This is a genomic window from Nostoc flagelliforme FACHB-838, assembly GCF_014698065.1.
GTDB lineage: Bacteria > Cyanobacteriota > Cyanobacteriia > Cyanobacteriales > Nostocaceae > Nostoc > Nostoc flagelliforme_B.
Genome location: NZ_JACJSI010000146.1, coordinates 1 through 15,250, shown reverse-complemented (window position 1 = coordinate 15,250; position 15,250 = coordinate 1). Strand labels below are relative to the sequence as shown.

Annotated in this window: 16 protein-coding genes and 1 pseudogene; 5 read left to right on the top strand and 12 right to left on the bottom strand. The window is 44.7% G+C overall.

The annotated features are described in order from the left end of the window. Positions 1–93: 93 nt before the first annotated feature. Complete coding sequence (locus tag H6G97_RS33640; RefSeq protein WP_190944763.1) at positions 94–300, top strand: hypothetical protein; 207 nt, start codon at positions 94–96, stop codon at positions 298–300. A gap of 178 nt (positions 301–478) precedes the next feature. Here H6G97_RS33640 and H6G97_RS33635 read toward each other — a convergent pair whose 3' ends face one another. From H6G97_RS33635 to H6G97_RS33625, 4 genes are all read right to left on the bottom strand, one after another. Next, positions 479–1,693 (bottom strand): acyl-CoA dehydrogenase family protein, encoded by a 1,215-nt coding sequence (locus H6G97_RS33635; protein WP_199349829.1) that lies wholly within the window; start codon positions 1,691–1,693, stop codon positions 479–481. Between the two features lie 39 nt (positions 1,694–1,732). Further along, positions 1,733–2,170 (bottom strand): cupin domain-containing protein, encoded by a 438-nt coding sequence (locus H6G97_RS33630; protein WP_190944762.1) that lies wholly within the window; start codon positions 2,168–2,170, stop codon positions 1,733–1,735. Between the two features lie 145 nt (positions 2,171–2,315). Then, positions 2,316–2,459, bottom strand: a complete 144-nt coding sequence (locus H6G97_RS54950; RefSeq protein WP_199349827.1) for a DUF2808 domain-containing protein — start codon at positions 2,457–2,459, stop codon at positions 2,316–2,318. A 4-nt stretch (positions 2,460–2,463) separates the two neighbouring features. After that, positions 2,464–3,036, bottom strand: coding sequence for a DUF2808 domain-containing protein (locus H6G97_RS33625; RefSeq protein ID WP_199349825.1), 573 nt, complete (start codon positions 3,034–3,036; stop codon positions 2,464–2,466). 297 nt (positions 3,037–3,333) lie between these two features. On the opposite strand from H6G97_RS33625, the gene H6G97_RS33620 reads away from it, so the two are divergent. Then, positions 3,334–6,966, top strand: coding sequence for an NB-ARC domain-containing protein (locus tag H6G97_RS33620; RefSeq protein ID WP_190944761.1), 3,633 nt, complete (start codon positions 3,334–3,336; stop codon positions 6,964–6,966). An 18-nt stretch (positions 6,967–6,984) separates the two neighbouring features. Here the strand turns inward: H6G97_RS33620 and H6G97_RS33615 are convergent, their stop codons facing one another. Both H6G97_RS33615 and H6G97_RS33610 read right to left on the bottom strand, forming a co-directional pair. Continuing rightward, positions 6,985–7,959 carry a transaldolase family protein gene (locus H6G97_RS33615; RefSeq protein ID WP_199349823.1) on the bottom strand — a complete coding sequence of 325 codons (975 nt, stop codon included), beginning with the start codon at positions 7,957–7,959 and terminating at the stop codon, positions 6,985–6,987. A gap of 471 nt (positions 7,960–8,430) precedes the next feature. Continuing rightward, a complete protein-coding gene (locus H6G97_RS33610; protein ID WP_190944760.1) occupies positions 8,431–9,000 on the bottom strand; it encodes a TetR/AcrR family transcriptional regulator in 570 nt (189 codons plus the stop codon). A gap of 152 nt (positions 9,001–9,152) precedes the next feature. On the opposite strand from H6G97_RS33610, the gene H6G97_RS33605 reads away from it, so the two are divergent. Continuing rightward, complete coding sequence (locus H6G97_RS33605; protein ID WP_190944759.1) at positions 9,153–9,770, top strand: glutathione S-transferase family protein; 618 nt, start codon at positions 9,153–9,155, stop codon at positions 9,768–9,770. A 9-nt stretch (positions 9,771–9,779) separates the two neighbouring features. Further along, entirely contained in the window at positions 9,780–10,382 is a 603-nt protein-coding gene (locus tag H6G97_RS33600) for a pyridoxamine 5'-phosphate oxidase family protein (RefSeq protein WP_190944758.1), read from the top strand. 331 nt (positions 10,383–10,713) lie between these two features. Here H6G97_RS33600 and H6G97_RS33595 read toward each other — a convergent pair whose 3' ends face one another. Together H6G97_RS33595 and H6G97_RS33590 are read right to left on the bottom strand one after the other, a co-directional pair. After that, a complete protein-coding gene (locus tag H6G97_RS33595; protein WP_190944757.1) occupies positions 10,714–10,977 on the bottom strand; it encodes a hypothetical protein in 264 nt (87 codons plus the stop codon). A 220-nt stretch (positions 10,978–11,197) separates the two neighbouring features. Then, positions 11,198–11,407: pseudogene (locus H6G97_RS33590) on the bottom strand (tetratricopeptide repeat protein); the annotation flags it as partial. 699 nt (positions 11,408–12,106) lie between these two features. On the opposite strand from H6G97_RS33590, the gene H6G97_RS33585 reads away from it, so the two are divergent. Then, entirely contained in the window at positions 12,107–13,063 is a 957-nt protein-coding gene (locus tag H6G97_RS33585; protein WP_190944756.1) for a hypothetical protein, read from the top strand. 345 nt (positions 13,064–13,408) lie between these two features. Here the strand turns inward: H6G97_RS33585 and H6G97_RS33580 are convergent, their stop codons facing one another. From H6G97_RS33580 to H6G97_RS33570, 4 genes are all read right to left on the bottom strand, one after another. Further along, a complete protein-coding gene (locus tag H6G97_RS33580) occupies positions 13,409–13,990 on the bottom strand; it encodes a DUF1392 family protein (RefSeq protein WP_190944755.1) in 582 nt (193 codons plus the stop codon). Between the two features lie 2 nt (positions 13,991–13,992). Further along, complete coding sequence (locus tag H6G97_RS53225; protein ID WP_242055573.1) at positions 13,993–14,148, bottom strand: hypothetical protein; 156 nt, start codon at positions 14,146–14,148, stop codon at positions 13,993–13,995. Between the two features lie 69 nt (positions 14,149–14,217). Further along, complete coding sequence (locus H6G97_RS33575) at positions 14,218–14,751, bottom strand: DNA cytosine methyltransferase (protein ID WP_242055570.1); 534 nt, start codon at positions 14,749–14,751, stop codon at positions 14,218–14,220. Next, a complete protein-coding gene (locus tag H6G97_RS33570) occupies positions 14,748–14,903 on the bottom strand; it encodes a hypothetical protein (protein ID WP_190944766.1) in 156 nt (51 codons plus the stop codon). The genes H6G97_RS33575 and H6G97_RS33570 overlap by 4 nt, the downstream gene beginning before the upstream one ends. Positions 14,904–15,250: the final 347 nt, after the last annotated feature.

Below are 15,250 nucleotides of genomic sequence, written 5' to 3'. Positions count from 1 at the left end.
GGGCTAGATGGATTAAATCTTACCCTAGCCTGGATAGTGGCACTTTGTTTCTAACTTGACTGCTGATCAGGTAAGTCCGCTTGTCAATAGGGTTTGAGACGCGCTAACCCTGAACTCAATCCTATAGAAAGGCTTTGGCAAGCTCTTAAGAAACCTCTCAAAAATCAACTTTTCTCTTCTTTACAAGCTTTACGCGAGCGCATCCAAGAAATCTTCGACCAACTTACATTTGAGGAAGTAATTTCTGTCTCTTCTTATAACTTTATCTTAGAAGCTCTTTTCTATGCAGCTTCACATTAAATTGGTATTATGAGGATAATTATTATCTTTATGATTTGGATCTATGCCAAATTTTCAGTTATCCCTTTCCTAAGAAAACAGAATGGTTTCTTAGGAAAGGGATAAAGGTATGGAAACGATTGCTGATAAAGTTGATCGCAAAGAGCGCTCACTGTGCAGAGAAGCAAAGATCGTTTCATCAAGAGTAAGGTGTGATAGTTGGCATTGTGCCTGTCAATGCCCAGTTGCCGACTTCCCGAATTTTGTAGTCCACAGGATCGTGGAGCGTTGCTGTACGGAGGTTTCGCCAGTAGCGATCAAAGCCATAACTCTGTGCTGTAGCGCTTGCACCCATCACATCAAACATTTGCGTTGTAATTGCTAAACCAATTTTGGTGACGAATGCTTTTGCTGTGTAAACAGCGATTGCCGCTTCTCCTCTTTGTTGATCTGTTAAATTAATGCCCTTTTCGATGGCGGCTTGCAGTACTTGTGCTGCTCGATCAGTAAGTAAGGTTGCCGCTTCTAAGTCCATCCAAAATTCACCGTAATGATGCAGAATGTAAGGGTCTTGAATCGCCTGTTCTACTCCTGATGTAATCCAAGGGCGAGTTCTAGTTGTAGTGTATTCTCGTGCAGTTGCAAATGCACCTTGAATAATGCCTAGATAAATGTTGACTTGGTTGAGTTGCTTGGAGACATTGAGTAGGGTGGCGATTGGGCTGTCACTTGGATAAATAAAAGTCAGAATTTCATCTGGTGTCACCAAAACTTGCTCAAACGTGACGCTACCTGAGTCAGTTTGGCGTTGTCCCATGTTGTCCCAATCTTTATTAAAGTGAATGCCAGGGCGATCGCTAGGAATAGCTGCAATTACGAGTTGTCTAGAATCAGCACTTAAAGCACTGACAATCATCCTGTTTGACAGGCTTGCTCCTGTAGCAAATCGCTTGATGCCATCGAACTGCCAGCCATGCTTAGTCGGAGTTGCCACCAATCTTGGATCAAGGGCATTAGCTGCATTTGCCCAAAACCAGTTGTGCTGCACTGTATCTAAGTAGAGTTGTTCTACTTGTGTTGGATTGCTGATTGAGAGTGAGCTGACAATCGTGGTGTGATTGCCAAACAGTTGACCGATAGAGCCATCAGCTTTGGCGAACTCGCGGATCAACTCAAAGATTTTGACCCAGGAAGTTTCTCCTAATCCCCCATAATTCGTAGGAATTACCAGATTGAGTAAACCGCTTTGGCGCAACTGCTCAATCTCATGGATAGGACGGCTGTCACCATTGCGATCGCCTTCGGCGCAGCGAAGCTGATCGCGCTCTGCGGCTGTTTTGGCAAATTCCTCGGCAAGTTGATGACCGACAGCGAGAAAATTAAGCGGTTTTGTTGTTTCTAGTAATTGCACCATATTTAGTTCTCCCTTGGAAATTTTATTTTTCTCGCTGCCTTATCTGCTGGGTAAATCATCGGGTGATCCTAAAATCTCATCACCAATTTCAGCAGAAATGCGTTCTGCTAACTCCATATCTGGTATGCCGTCTTCTTCTTGTGTTCCCACCTCTGCAATTAGTCGTGCAAAGGCACTAGGAGAAGCAACCATCAACCCGCGAGCTGGCTTGTCGCTCAACACGCCGATTGCATGGGCTGTACCAGGAGGAATCAGGAAGGTTTCACCAGCTTTCAGCACAGCCTTGTTTTCATTTGCCCAGACTGTGAACTCTCCTTCTAAGACATAGAGTTGTTCAGAGTAGCGCGTGTGGCGATGAAGAGGTGTTTGTGAGCCTGGTGGGAAATAACCTTCGATCAGATCGTATTTACCTTCGGTCGTAGTGTGGTCTGCAATGATATCCAGGCGAGAACCAAAAAGCCAGAAAGATTGGGTCATGAGATTGCTCCGATTAATGCGTGAGTTATTTTCAGCATTCAACTGAATTTAGCTTTGGTGTACCAAGGGGTGGGATGGATTGAACTGATACCTCTAATCCATTCGATGTCCAATTCATTTATGGAATCAGCTAGTGGAAATCTACTTAGTTTGAGTTGCCGTAGAAGTTAATGTGTCCATAGCCTAACAACTGCCCTAGGCTGTTCTCCCCATCTGGATAAGCGGTAACACCAAACTGATAAACACCACTCCCGATTGGATTTCTTCGCACCGCAAGTGCTATCGTCACAGTGTTACCAGGCAAAACGATCAAACACGATCGTTGCTTCACCAACGTTAGAAGGCTGATTACCGCCAACGCTAGCCAACTGGATTTCAAAGCCAGCAGCACGCCGACTGTTAAAGGCTTGACTGCGAGTGACATCAAATTGGACAGTTTCTACGTTAGTTGCTTGCGTGATTGTTACTGCTTTCAAAGGTTGCCCAGCATCTTTAGGAATGGTTAGCGTGAACTCATAGGTAGAAGGTACATACCCTCCATCTGGGAAGGCAGCAGCCCGAACCAGATATAGCGGCTGACTAAAGAAGGTTTGCCCAGCTTGATCAGTTGAAATGCTTTTTTGTGACTGGAACTGAGTTGTTTGAGATTGAGGTGTTTGAGACGGGATTGCTTGAGACTGGGTTGTTTGTAATCCCAGCTGTTGAAGGATGACTTCATACTTAGTTGAAGCGTGAGATGCTAATGGCGGGTTGGCAGTAGCTGCGTGCTGCTGTGCAGATACGGCAAGGGTCGCCAAGGTTATGCTGATGGTAAATTTCTGGAATTGCAGTTTTATGTTTTGAGTGTTTACGTGATTGCTACTCATTTTGTTCTCCTTTAGGTTGGTGAAGCTTGCTGCCCACCTCGATTAACTTCATAATTGAGCGATCGCCCAATACAAACCACTCAATTTCTTTGAGTTAAAACGCGATTTAATTGTTCTGTGGTTGAGGAAAACCGCAGAAAATGAGCCAGGAGCAATTAAACCTGGTATACTCTAACCAAAATAGAATCATTTGCCTGTCAATCTGTGTTGCTCAAACTCCCCGTGAGTCATTGATTAAAGAAACGCCCGATATCTTAAGAAAAGATTCGCTAATTCCTTTGCACCATCGGCTGATCTATGGATTCCAACTCATCAAAAACTAGACGAGGTCGCTCTACTTCTGGGCGAGTGCGAGGAGCCATCCTATCGCCTCAAGGGTGGCAAAAGTTTCAGACGGCAAAACAGCAGGCGGAATCCGACGAAACCTGGCGTAAGCGCTTCAGCCAGGAGGATCTCAGCGATCGCACCGGACTCTCTCTAAATACCCTCGCTCGCATTTTCAAGCGCGAACTAGGGGTTGATCGCCAGTCATTAGAGTATCTCTTCCGGGCGTTTGGGCTGGAATTGACGCAAACAGACCTGACATCCCCTGCCTCATCATCCCAAGAAACAGAGAGCCGCTGGACAAATCCCCAACAGGACTGGGATATGGCAGTCGATGCCTCAGCGTTTTATGGGCGTGAGGCAGAACTGACGCAACTGTGGCAGTGGGTTGTGTCTGAGCGCTGCCGCATAGTCGGACTATTGGGCATTGGCAGCATTGGCAAAAGTACGATCTCCGTCAAAGCGGCGCTGCAAATGCAAGCAGAATTTGAGATTGTTGTCTGGCGCTCCCTGGCTAATGCACCACCACTAAATGAACTCCTGTCAAGCCTGCTGAAGTTTCTCATGCCGCTTTTTGGGGAAGATCCGATCATTCCCACCACGCTTGATCAACAGATATCTAAACTGATGCAATATCTGCGCTCGCGTCGGTGTTTATTAATTTTGGATAATGCTGAGACCATTTTGCAGCGTGAGCCAGTAGGACAATGGCAATCGGGTTACGAAGGTTATGGACAATTGCTCAGAGCCATTGGCGAAGCATCCCACCAAAGTTGTTTGTTGCTCACTAGTCGAGAAAAGCCACGGGAAATAGCACTGATGGAAGGCGCACAGGTGCTGGTGAGATCGTTGAGCTTGAGCGGGCTGACAGCTAATGACGGACGCGCCATTTTTCGACAAAAAGGAGCGTTTACAGGTTCAGAAGCGGAATGGCAGACTTTAATTCACCACTACGGTGGCAATCCCCTGGCATTGAAACTAGTGGCAGCCGCAATTGAGGATTTGTTTAGCGGCAGCATTACCGAGGTATTGCCTTATCTGAGTCAGGGATTGGCTGTTTTTGAAGACATCCGCGATTTACTAGACCGTCAGTTCGCTCGCCTATCCGAAGCCGAACAAAAAACACTGTTCTGGTTTGTAATTCATCGGGAGCCAGTCTTGATCGCCGATATTCGAGAGGACGTGGTTGATCCTGCTGCTCAACAAAGTGTACCTAATTTGATTAACTCACTACTGAGGCGATCTCTAATTGAAAAAAACGATGGGTTATTCTTCTTGCAACCTGTGGTGATGGAATATATCACAGAACAATTCGTGCAGCTTCTTTGCATCGAATTTGAGACTTCTGAGCTTAACGTTTGGCAAACACATCCCTTAGTGCGAGTACAAACAAAAGATTACATTCGAGAGATTCAAACGCGCTTAATTGTGCAACCTGTGATGGAACGGTTGCTGTCTTGTTTTGGCAGTGTGGCGGCGATTGAGGCGCAAGCAAGGCACTTATTAACGCAACAGGGGAAGAAAGTAGGATACACCGCAGGCAACCTGATTAATCTGCTAGTACAGTTTCAAGTGGACTTACGCGGCTGGGATTTTTCTAGTCTTGTGGTGCAGCAAGCCGACTTACGGCAGGTCGATTTAACAGGAGTCAATTTTCAAAATGCCACTTTCGCCAAGTCCATCTTTTCAGAAACACTCAGTATTGCCATGTCGGTAGACCTGAGTCCAGACGGTCAAATGATGGCCGTGGGCGATTCTATTGGCAACATCTATCTCTGGAACATTAGCACAACCCAACTCTTAGCCACCTTTTCAGGACACAAAGGCTGGGTTTGGTCGGTTGCCTTTAGTCCCGATGGCAGAACGTTAGCCAGCAGCAGTAGTGATAGTTCGGTGCGCTTGTGGGATGTCCAAAGTGGGCGATGCTTGCAAGTGCTAACAGACCATACAGGTGGCGTTCGATCAGTGAGTTTTAGTGCCGATGGTCAACAGTTAGCAAGCGGTAGTGAAGATAAAACGGTGCGCCTATGGAATTTGCAAGGGCAGTGTCTCCGTGTTTTGAAAGGACACACCCAGAGTGTTTATTCCGTTCACTTCGCGACTGATCAACAAACATTAGCCAGTAGCAGTAATGATACAACCGTTCGGATTTGGGATGTAAGCGATGGGAACTGCCTGAGTGTCTTACAGGGGCATACCAGTGGGGTTCAGTGTGTGCGCTACAGCCCGGATGGTCAACTGCTCGCTAGCGGCTGTCGGAATGGATCGATTCGACTGTGGAGCGCTCATCTCTCAGACGATCAACATCCAAAACCCCATGTCATAAATTCCAGTGCCAAGGTGCTGCAAGGACACACCGATTGGGTTTGGAACATTGCCTTTAGCCGGGATGGTCATTGGTTAGCCAGTACCAGTCTCGACGGTACGCTACGCCTTTGGGATATTCAAGACGGGCAACCCATTCATGTCCTTGAGGGTCATACCCACGATGTTTTTGGGCTTGCCATCAGTGCTGATAGCCAATTGTTGGTCAGTACAGGAGAAGACCAGACAGTGCGGCTATGGCATTTACAGAGCGGACGAAACCTGAAAACGTTACGTGGATATACTGGTGGGATTCATTCCCTGAGCCTCAGTTCGGATGACCAGATACTTGCAAGTAGTGGTCAAAATGAAATGATTCACGTGTGGCATTTGCAACCAGATGGCAATCCGTCATCGTATCACCCTTACAAAACGTTTCCCAGCCCGACCCGTCGGATGTCCTCATTCAGCAACGTCAGCTTTAGTCCCGACAATCAAACGCTCGCAATCAATCGACACGATGAGTCGATCGCTTTATGGAATATTCAAACTGGCCACCTTGATCGATGGTCAGCGCACAATGGGGCCGTGTGGACAGTATTGTTCAGCCCAACAGGACAAATTCTGGCAAGCAGTAGTTATGATTGCACCGTGCGACTGTGGGATGTGCAAACACATCACTGTTTGCATGTGTTACACGGACACCAGAACGGGATTCCCGCGATCGCGTTCGACCCGGGCGGTCAAGTATTGGCAAGTGGCAGTTTTGATCGCACCATTTGCTTGTGGGATGTGCAAACTGGAGCATGTCTTTATGTTTTGCAGGGACATCTAGGTACAATTTTCGCACTGGCGTTTGACAAGAGCGGTCATCAGCTGGTAAGCGGCAGTCAGGATCACACGGTTCGATTATGGGATGTGCAAACTGGAGCATGTCTTTATGTTTTGCAGGGGCATACAGGAGCCGTCTGGACGGTTGCCATTAGTCCTAACGGTCGATTCTTAGCAAGTGGCGGTGATGATCAAACTATTCGACTGTGGGATCTGCAAACGGGGCATTGCCTCCACATCCTGGATGAACATAGTGGTTGGGTTCGGTCAGTCGTCTTTAGCTCTAACGGTCAAATCTTATTCAGTGGAAGCGATGATCGCACAATCAAGCTTTGGGATGTGCAAACAGGATGCTGTATCGAAACGTTGACGGTCAATCGCCTGTATGAAGGTATGAATATTCAAGGAGCAATTGGGTTGACAGTAGCTCAAAGAACTACCTTGAAAGCGTTAGGGGCAATTGACCATTGAGGCGATAGGCAGCCAGATTCAGCGTCTTCGCTTGTGTTTAATGGTGTCTAGCAATTGTTGAAAGGCGTTGAGCGATCGCGCCATTTCCTCGTTCACGAGTTGGTCAACTCGCTTATCCGAGAGAATTTCTGTTTCGCTTATTATAATCTGTTCATCGCTTTCACCGTTAATTTGCCTTATAGGCAGCAGAGAAACCTTACGATACATCTCTAAAGTCGATGGCGATAGCAGTATCACTGTTTCAGGAACCGTTAGAGCCTGAATATAATACCATGCGAATTTAGGTGAAATATCTGTGCAATCCCCCACCAACCGCAGTGGCTTTGCCCCTTTAGGGAGCGAACGCTGGCGTTGGTTTTGATAGTGTTCATAAAGTAGCCTAGATTGCATCATGCCAAAAGATGTTTCTGAGTCAGCAATGAGTGGATTAATCGCCACATCCAACCGATCAATGGCAAAACTGACAAAGCAAACGCCGTAACTTACGGACTTTCCTAGCTGAATCTGCTTCTCTAATCCTCTGAGATAACTCTCAAAGACCTGGTTGTATACGTTTAGAGAAAACACTAACGTAGCATTCACGTTCATGCCTTCCTTCAGCAGTTGTTCAATCACTGGCAGCATTAATTGAGTCGCTGGGATTCTCAGCAACAAATTACTCCACCCCACAGCTCGCCAGATTTTTTGAGCAGCAGCGATCGCAGTTTCAGCTTCAAATAGCGTGTCAGGCGGCAGATCGACTTGAACATAGCCATCTCGTCCTTGTGTATGAGCATGAACTTGTTTCAACCGATCAGCCGCTAATTGTAAATCTCGCACAAGCAAATATTCATAATCCGATCGAGCGCTCCGGCTCATCCCTTGTTGTGCCAGCATATTGAAGTCGCGATCGTACGCATGTCCCTGGATGGCAAGGTTCAACGCCTCAAAGTTTGATCGTGTACCCCTTAACCCATCCTCTTCAATGGCTTGTTGCAACTGACCACTGCTCACCCAGCTTCGCTCAAACCCATCAAGTCAAATGGATTGTCCAGAGTGACGGAGTGACTGCAATAGGTTCATAGTTTACAAACTTTATGCTCAAAGATTCAATAAACCAGTTTGACAACTTTCTTCAAATGACACCACGCAAAATCCATGAGTTAAACGCCAACTTAAGCAGGGGTGATTAGAGCGTCGATACTGTTGGCAAAGTACGACACGAATCGGTCTTTTCCCCTTTAAAAGTTGACAAAATGTGCTTACTAGTGATGGCTTGTTGATGAAAGGAAACCTGTGGACAGAGGAAGTAAGCGACACCGATAGCGTAGCGTTAGCGACGCAGGAGCGTCGCAGCTCATTAAAGTAGACATCGCTCTGTCTAATGAAAGCGATGGAATTGAATTATTCGATGCTGCTGTCTGCTGCCCAAGGTGAATATTGTAGACGTTGCTGCCAATATGCCTAGTATCCAACGTGTCAGTATTAATCGTCTTTTTGTAGCCCTGGCTTTGGAGTGCAAAGTTGTCTAGGTAGTTGTTTAATAACACGCATAAAAGGAGATGGATCATTCAACCCTTGTGACAAAATTAGGGAACCTTGAATAGCAATCACTGCATCTTCCCCTCGATATTTGGCGAGTTCTTCATCCATCCCACCTTCGATTAAAACATTGGCAATCGCATTAATCCAGACACAGAATAAAGCATTAACTCTAGTGTGAAAGATATCACGGGCTGAACCCATTAATAAAATGGCAGACATACAGGGTTGGTGCCCTCCTTCATAAAGTTCGCTCAGGCGCTCGCACATCAGCTGTAATCGTGTTAGCGCATCACCTTGGGAGGTAAGTGCTGTCAAAATGTTTTGGGCTAACCACTCTTGGAGAAAATCTAGCACTGTCTCAACCATTTCATCCTTACCGCCAGGAAAGTGATGATAAAGGCTGGCTTTCCCAAGCCCAGTAGCTTCAGAAATTTTAGATAGAGTTGCGCCATCATACCCGAATTGGCGAAACAGTCGTATGAGATATGGAATATATGTTTCTTTGGGCATTGCAAGAGTTTACAAAAATAGCTGTTGACATTATACCGTTCGTTCGGTACAGTGGCTAATACCGAACGAACGGTACAGAAAAGAAACAGGTAGTGCCACTCAATTTCTGTGATTAGGCTTGTTCGTTCTTACCTCATCTGAAGGATTAATCTATGATTCAGCTTTACGGTCACGAACTCTCTGGCAACAGCTATAAAGTAAAACTAATGTTGTCGCTATTAGGCTTAGATTACGAATGGGTAGAAGTCGATTTGCCTAGAGGAGCGCACAAACAGCCAGAATTTTTAGCACTAAATTCTTTTGGTCAAGTGCCAGTTTTGGTTGATGGAAATATTATATTGGCAGATGCTCAAGCAATTCTAGTTTATTTAGCTCGACAGTATGGCACAGAAGGGTGGTTGCCTCAAGAGCCAGAGCCGATGAGTCGTATAATTCGCTGGTTATCTACAACTGCGAGAGAAATTCGGTTTGGCCCTGAATCGGCACGCTTATATCACCTGTTCAAAGCTACTGACATTAATCTAGAACAAGTAAATCAAAAATCAGAGTTTATCCTCACACAACTTAATAATCATCTAGCAGAAAGTGAATGGTTAGAGTTGGGACATCCTACGATTGCCGATGTTGCTGTTTTTCCGTATGTCGCCCTCGCGAACGATGGTAAGATTTCTCTCGAACCCTATGCTCATGTTCAAGCGTGGATTGAACGGCTCAAGCATCTCCCCGGTTTTATTGGAATGATTGGTATTGAAGAACCTGCTGGAGTTTAGGAGCGCACTATGCCACGCAAATTTGGAGAAATTGCTTTTACTCCTGAAGTTGAAGCCGCCCAGTCACAACGGGGTTCACGGCAAACCTATGAACGCTATATTGCGAATGGTCCTGCCAATGATTCAATTACACTAGAAATTGCCGAATTTATTGCTCATTTGGATGGGTTTTATTTGGGAACGGTGAGTTCCAATGGCTATCCCTATATCCAGTTTCGTGGAGGAGCGCCCGGTTTCCTGAAAGTGTTGAATGAGAAAACCCTGGGGTTCGCCGATTTTTCTGGGAATGTGCAGTACATTACCGTAGGCAACCTTGAAGGGGAAGCAAAAGCATTTCTGTTCCTGATGGATTACCGCCAACGCAGACGTATCAAAGTTTGGGGGAAGGCACAATATGTTGAAGGGGATAGTGCTTTAATTGAGCGACTTCGCATCCCTGGCTATCCAGCAAAAGTTGAGCGAGCTATTCTATTTCATGTCGAAGCTTTGAGTGAGAATTGTTCTCAACACATTCCTATTCGCTATTCTGTTAACGAAGTTGAAGCTATGATGGCTCCTCTTGTAGCTCGAATTGAAGAGTTAGAACAGAAATTAGATGAATTTTGCTTGTGAAGCGTCAACGTTAATTATTCACCGTTCTCGATTACACAAAGAAATCATCTCACTGGATAAAAATAAGGTAAGGATAGATCGTAAAACTGCGGAAACGATTGCAAAAGAATGACCTTTCTTGGGAGCATCCACTTTTGGCAGAAACACTCAAATAGCAAGTAAACCATTAAGATAAGCACAACGAACAGAGAGAGTTTGGTTTACTAGTTTAAGGACATAGCAACCGATCTAGAACATTGCCAATTTATCTTTATGGGTGCAGACATTAGCAATATTGCCCCTCTACAAAGAACAAATCTCTTTTATCTTACATTTTATTCTAGCCGCCTACTTAGCTGAGAACCACCCAAGCGTAGCTAATGACTCCTAAAATTGCTATACCAACAATTGCTTCTCCTTGCTCATTCAAAAGATGGTAAAAGCTATTCAAAACGTAGTTTAATGCTGCCTGGCGACTTTTACCTAATTCAGTCATCAGCAATTTAACCCTCGCATCTACCTCTTCAATAGAGACTTCACCTTTTTGGTAAGCAACTTCTAACTCATTTAACTTGCACCAGTATTCTTTGGTATCTTCCACAAGGTTAGGAAACATAATTGAAGATATATTTAACAATGTTAACTTTCATTACGATTCTATCTTGCCAGCTAAAGCAGATGGTTCTGTCGATTTGGTGATATTTTTCCGAAGATCAAGGGTTGAGCTATATAAGTTGAGCTATATAAATAGACGCAACAAGCGTAGAGGATATTATTGTTTCCCAAGGTTTCCGTCTGCTGTAGGCTAGGGCATCGTTAGGATTAATCTTGATGGCTTAGTTATAATCGGTGATTGCCCTTTGTTTGTCTCTCAATTCAGAGCGGGCAATACCCCGGTTGTAATAGGTATTGGCAAAGTTAGGATTAATCTTGATGGCTTGGTTGAAATCAACGATCGCCCCTTGCAAGTCTCCTGATGCAGAGCGGACAACTCCCCGGTTGTAGTAGGCTTGGGCAAAGTTAGGATTAATCTTGATGGCTTGGTTGAAATCGGCTTATAGGCGTATAAATAATTACTTTTATATAAGTTAAACGCTAGTAAACCAAGCATTGGTTTTTATATACTCTGGCCAAGTGGATAATTCAGTAGAGTATTTTATGAAAGTGCGCTTGTCGTAGGCGTTCGCGTATCCGCCCACCTAACAAAGCGATCGCCAAAAGCCTAAGCTTCGCTTCTCGCCGCCCCCGCCTCATCCCTGCCTAAGTAACAATCGCGCCTCCACAGCTTACGATTGCTCCTTGGGGTAATGGTGCATTTATGTTTGCTTGACCAAATTTTGATAACCATTGGTTAACACGCATTCAGCCAAGGGTGTTGTATTGGGTTTGGTTTATTGCGTCTAATCCTTGTATAGTGCAGCTTTAAAAGTTTTTCGCTCTTTCTGCATAAAGTACAAAACTTGAACTGAAGAGTATTACATAGCGAACGAATTATATGTAAAACATGGACAAGATTTTAAAAGTCCTTTATTTAATTCTCCCTATGAAGCGCTGCTCTGTCCATGCCCCAGGGCAGTTTTTTTGTATAGATGGACTCCCTTGAGTCAAGCACTCGTTAGCAGCAATTGAAATTCTCGTGCAGTGCCTTATCCACTAGCCACAAAAGAAATATTGCGTTCAATTCCGTAAAATTGGATATTTAAGATGTATGTGCATAATGCTACTAACATACTAATTTGAAATTAATGAGCAGAAACCGAAAGCACTTTGTAAACCGAATCCTCAAGCTAGTAATCATTTTATTAGTGGCGGTTCCTTTGTTGATCGCGATCTTGGTCACGACGAATAAACCAGCGTATGCTTGCCGATGCTCTCAATTTCCGTCACCACAGGATGCCTTGAAGGGAGCAACGGCTGTCTTTGTTGGCAAAGTGATCAATGTGAATACAGCAGGTAGTGCCACCTTTAGCGTTTCCCAAATATGGAAAGGAGAAGTCTTGCAACAGTTAGTTGTAACTAGTCCTTCAGGTAATAGTTGTTCATTTAACTTCCAACAAGGACAGGACTACCTGGTATACGCTAGGGGTGAGAGTGGTAGCTTAACAACAGGTCTATGTGATCGGACAAAACAACTTTCATCTGCCTCTTTAGAGCTACCTTTGCTTGGTAGAGGAATTTCACTTTTAACACCTACGGCTCCTTTTTATTCAATTGCGGTTCGTAATCCTAGTTTTGAGTTGCCGTCTGTAGGCGATAGCTTGTCCAACATCGCAAATATAACTGATTGGTCAGTGATTAACACTGGCAATCCTGGAGTATTTAATCCTTCTGCGGCTTCGTTTAATTTTGTCCCTGACGGAGTTCAAACACTCTATAGTAATGGTGCAACTGTATTTCAAACGCTCTCCACAGCCTTGGCTCCTAAAACGTTATATACCTTGGGTATATCCGTAGGGCGAAGACAATATTTTACAGACTTCCCCGGATTTAGTGTGGAGTTACGTGCTGGTGGAACTATACTAGCTTCTGCTAATCAGACTCATGTTCGTCTCCCAGAAGCTGGTAAATTTGAACGATTAACTGTTTATTATGTTAGTCCCAATAGCGTTGAGGCAGGGCAACTTCTGGAAATCCGTTTAAAATCAGTCAGAGCGCAAACTAACTTTGACTTGGTAACATTAGATGCTCGTCCCATTCCTTGACCAAGGTGAGTGCAAAAATGCCAGCCTCATAGTAAATTTTGGGATGGACTAGCATTTCTAACACTGTTTTGTCACTTTCGGAAAACAATAATCAAAGCCAGATTCTGAAACGTTGATGTTTGAAGGAGAATAGTTTGGGCAACTGCACCTTTATCACTGTTGGGTTGTGACGTGGTTGACTCAGTAGCATTACGAGTGTAATATTTTTAACGAGTATATTAGTAGTAGTTAAGGTATCGGTCTAACCGATACCATTACTTAATTGTGTAAGTCTAGAATCATTTTGTGATCCAATTGTGGACATTTTATTAGCTGTTGCAACTTCCCCACTCTACAATTTTGGTGTCATAATCGCACCCTCTCCAAGTCGTATTCAGTCACCCGTGCTAAAGAATCTTTGGAGCTAAACATTTCGTCACGAGGGAGCAGCTTAGAAAATAGGGCAGGTTTTTTGGGGATGCTTGTCTGTGTAAATGGAGGATCGGTTGGGTACGAAGCCTGCCCCATTTTCTCTTTGTCAGATGCGTCACCGTTTTCAGATAACTCCGGCGATATCCATTCGATGCAGTAGAACCAGGAATCGCAAATCAGTTGGATGCCCTGAACAATCCTTGCTGGTGGCCCGTCGCCATGAAATCGGAACTCGACTAATTCACCTAGTCCAAACACGGGCTTTTCTTTGGTAACTAATTGTAAGCTGCCTGTACCAATGATTTCACGTCCTAAAACAGTTAGATTATCGTTGCCAGAGACAATCTCATAATTCCAGCCTTTAGCTGACCACTCTACACCGCAACAGTAACCGAAAGATTTGGTGGTAGTGACGTAGACTTTCTCCAACAGGGAAACTTCTAAGGGGGGAATCTCTTTACCCCAAGGTGGTGAAAGATACCAACAAGTTTCTAGATTCGGGACTTGGTTAATCATGGTTATGCCTCCTGACAGGACTTTAGACTCCACAAGTAATCAATTCGTTTCCAGGAAACGGCAGACTGTCGTGGAGAACAACTCAAACCATAAGCGCGACGGGCATCATAATTACCCTTGATTCCCTTGGCTACTCCAACGGGAATCCCAAAAGCCACCTCACGAATGCCGGGTTCAAAGCTTCGGTCTTCATGAGAGAACCGTACTTGCGTAATCTGATTGACAATTTAGTCTGTCCAGGGGGTTGGCTGTTGACGGTGGAATAAGCCATCGGTGTAGGCAATGATAAAGACTCTTTCTCTTTCATGTGGCAAGCCAAGGCAGTACGCGGGTATAGTTGACCATTGACATACGTACCGGATTTGGGAAAGGTTTTCGAGGACTGTTGCCATTGCTCTAGCGATTAACCCTGTTGGGTTTTCGATGAGAGCGATTGCTGGTCTACACTGGTTGATAATGCGGAACATTTCGCGCCACAGTCCTGATCTGGGGTCGTTGAGTCCTTTTTTATCTCCAGCGTTACTGGTGCCACTACAAGGGAATCCCCCACACAAAATGTCGAATTGTCGTCGGTGGCAGTGGTAGTTGGTAATATCTGCGTGGATTGGAATTCCTGGTTGTTCATGGCGCAATTGTGATTGAGCATAAGGGGAGATTTCGACAAATTGCTGGATTCGGAATTTGTGGAATAGACCTGCGGCTGATATTCCGTGATGGCAGAGTCCGCCGATGCCGGAGAAAAGAGAAAGGACAGATTTCATAAGGCGATCGCACTCCTGACCAATTCATCAGGTACTTCAAAAATCCCCAACCGCCCAATGTAAGGAATTGGTGTGATTTCTCGCGGGTTCTCCAACTGCCAGTGGTACTGCTCAGGCATTCCCCAACCAAAACAATTCGCAATTAATTTCATTGCTTGATTTTCTCTTTAACTTTTCGAGTAGATGCAACTAAGATTTTTCCAATTTCTCTAGTTTATTGAAGTAAGGATTCAAACTTAGTTTTGTCAACTAATTCTGCCTCGATTAATATTTATAACCTGATTGGAGTCCGTTGCTTTCTTGTGGCGATAATCCTTTTATTACTTTTAAAAAATTCTGTATTTTATCCACGATTTCTACTACCAGAGTTCGGTTCTATCTTTTGACAGGGTTAGCGCATCTCAAACCCTATTGACAAGGGGATTTGTTTGAATTAGGAACTGTACTGTACGTTGGCTCCTGATTGAACGATGAGAGGAATTAATACCTTACTGTCCAA

Coding starts and splice junctions, on each gene's coding strand:
- H6G97_RS33635 (WP_199349829.1), bottom strand. CDS start 1,693: ATGGTGCAATTACTAGAAACAACAAAACCGCTTAATTTTCTCGCTGTC.
- H6G97_RS33605 (WP_190944759.1), top strand. CDS start 9,153: ATGATTCAGCTTTACGGTCACGAACTCTCTGGCAACAGCTATAAAGTA.
- H6G97_RS33600 (WP_190944758.1), top strand. CDS start 9,780: ATGCCACGCAAATTTGGAGAAATTGCTTTTACTCCTGAAGTTGAAGCC.
- H6G97_RS33620 (WP_190944761.1), top strand. CDS start 3,334: ATGGATTCCAACTCATCAAAAACTAGACGAGGTCGCTCTACTTCTGGG.
- H6G97_RS33625 (WP_199349825.1), bottom strand. CDS start 3,036: ATGAGTAGCAATCACGTAAACACTCAAAACATAAAACTGCAATTCCAG.
- H6G97_RS33610 (WP_190944760.1), bottom strand. CDS start 9,000: ATGCCCAAAGAAACATATATTCCATATCTCATACGACTGTTTCGCCAA.
- H6G97_RS33585 (WP_190944756.1), top strand. CDS start 12,107: ATGAGCAGAAACCGAAAGCACTTTGTAAACCGAATCCTCAAGCTAGTA.
- H6G97_RS33595 (WP_190944757.1), bottom strand. CDS start 10,977: ATGTTTCCTAACCTTGTGGAAGATACCAAAGAATACTGGTGCAAGTTA.
- H6G97_RS33570 (WP_190944766.1), bottom strand. CDS start 14,903: ATGAAATTAATTGCGAATTGTTTTGGTTGGGGAATGCCTGAGCAGTAC.
- H6G97_RS33630 (WP_190944762.1), bottom strand. CDS start 2,170: ATGACCCAATCTTTCTGGCTTTTTGGTTCTCGCCTGGATATCATTGCA.
- H6G97_RS33575 (WP_242055570.1), bottom strand. CDS start 14,751: ATGAAATCTGTCCTTTCTCTTTTCTCCGGCATCGGCGGACTCTGCCAT.
- H6G97_RS33580 (WP_190944755.1), bottom strand. CDS start 13,990: ATGATTAACCAAGTCCCGAATCTAGAAACTTGTTGGTATCTTTCACCA.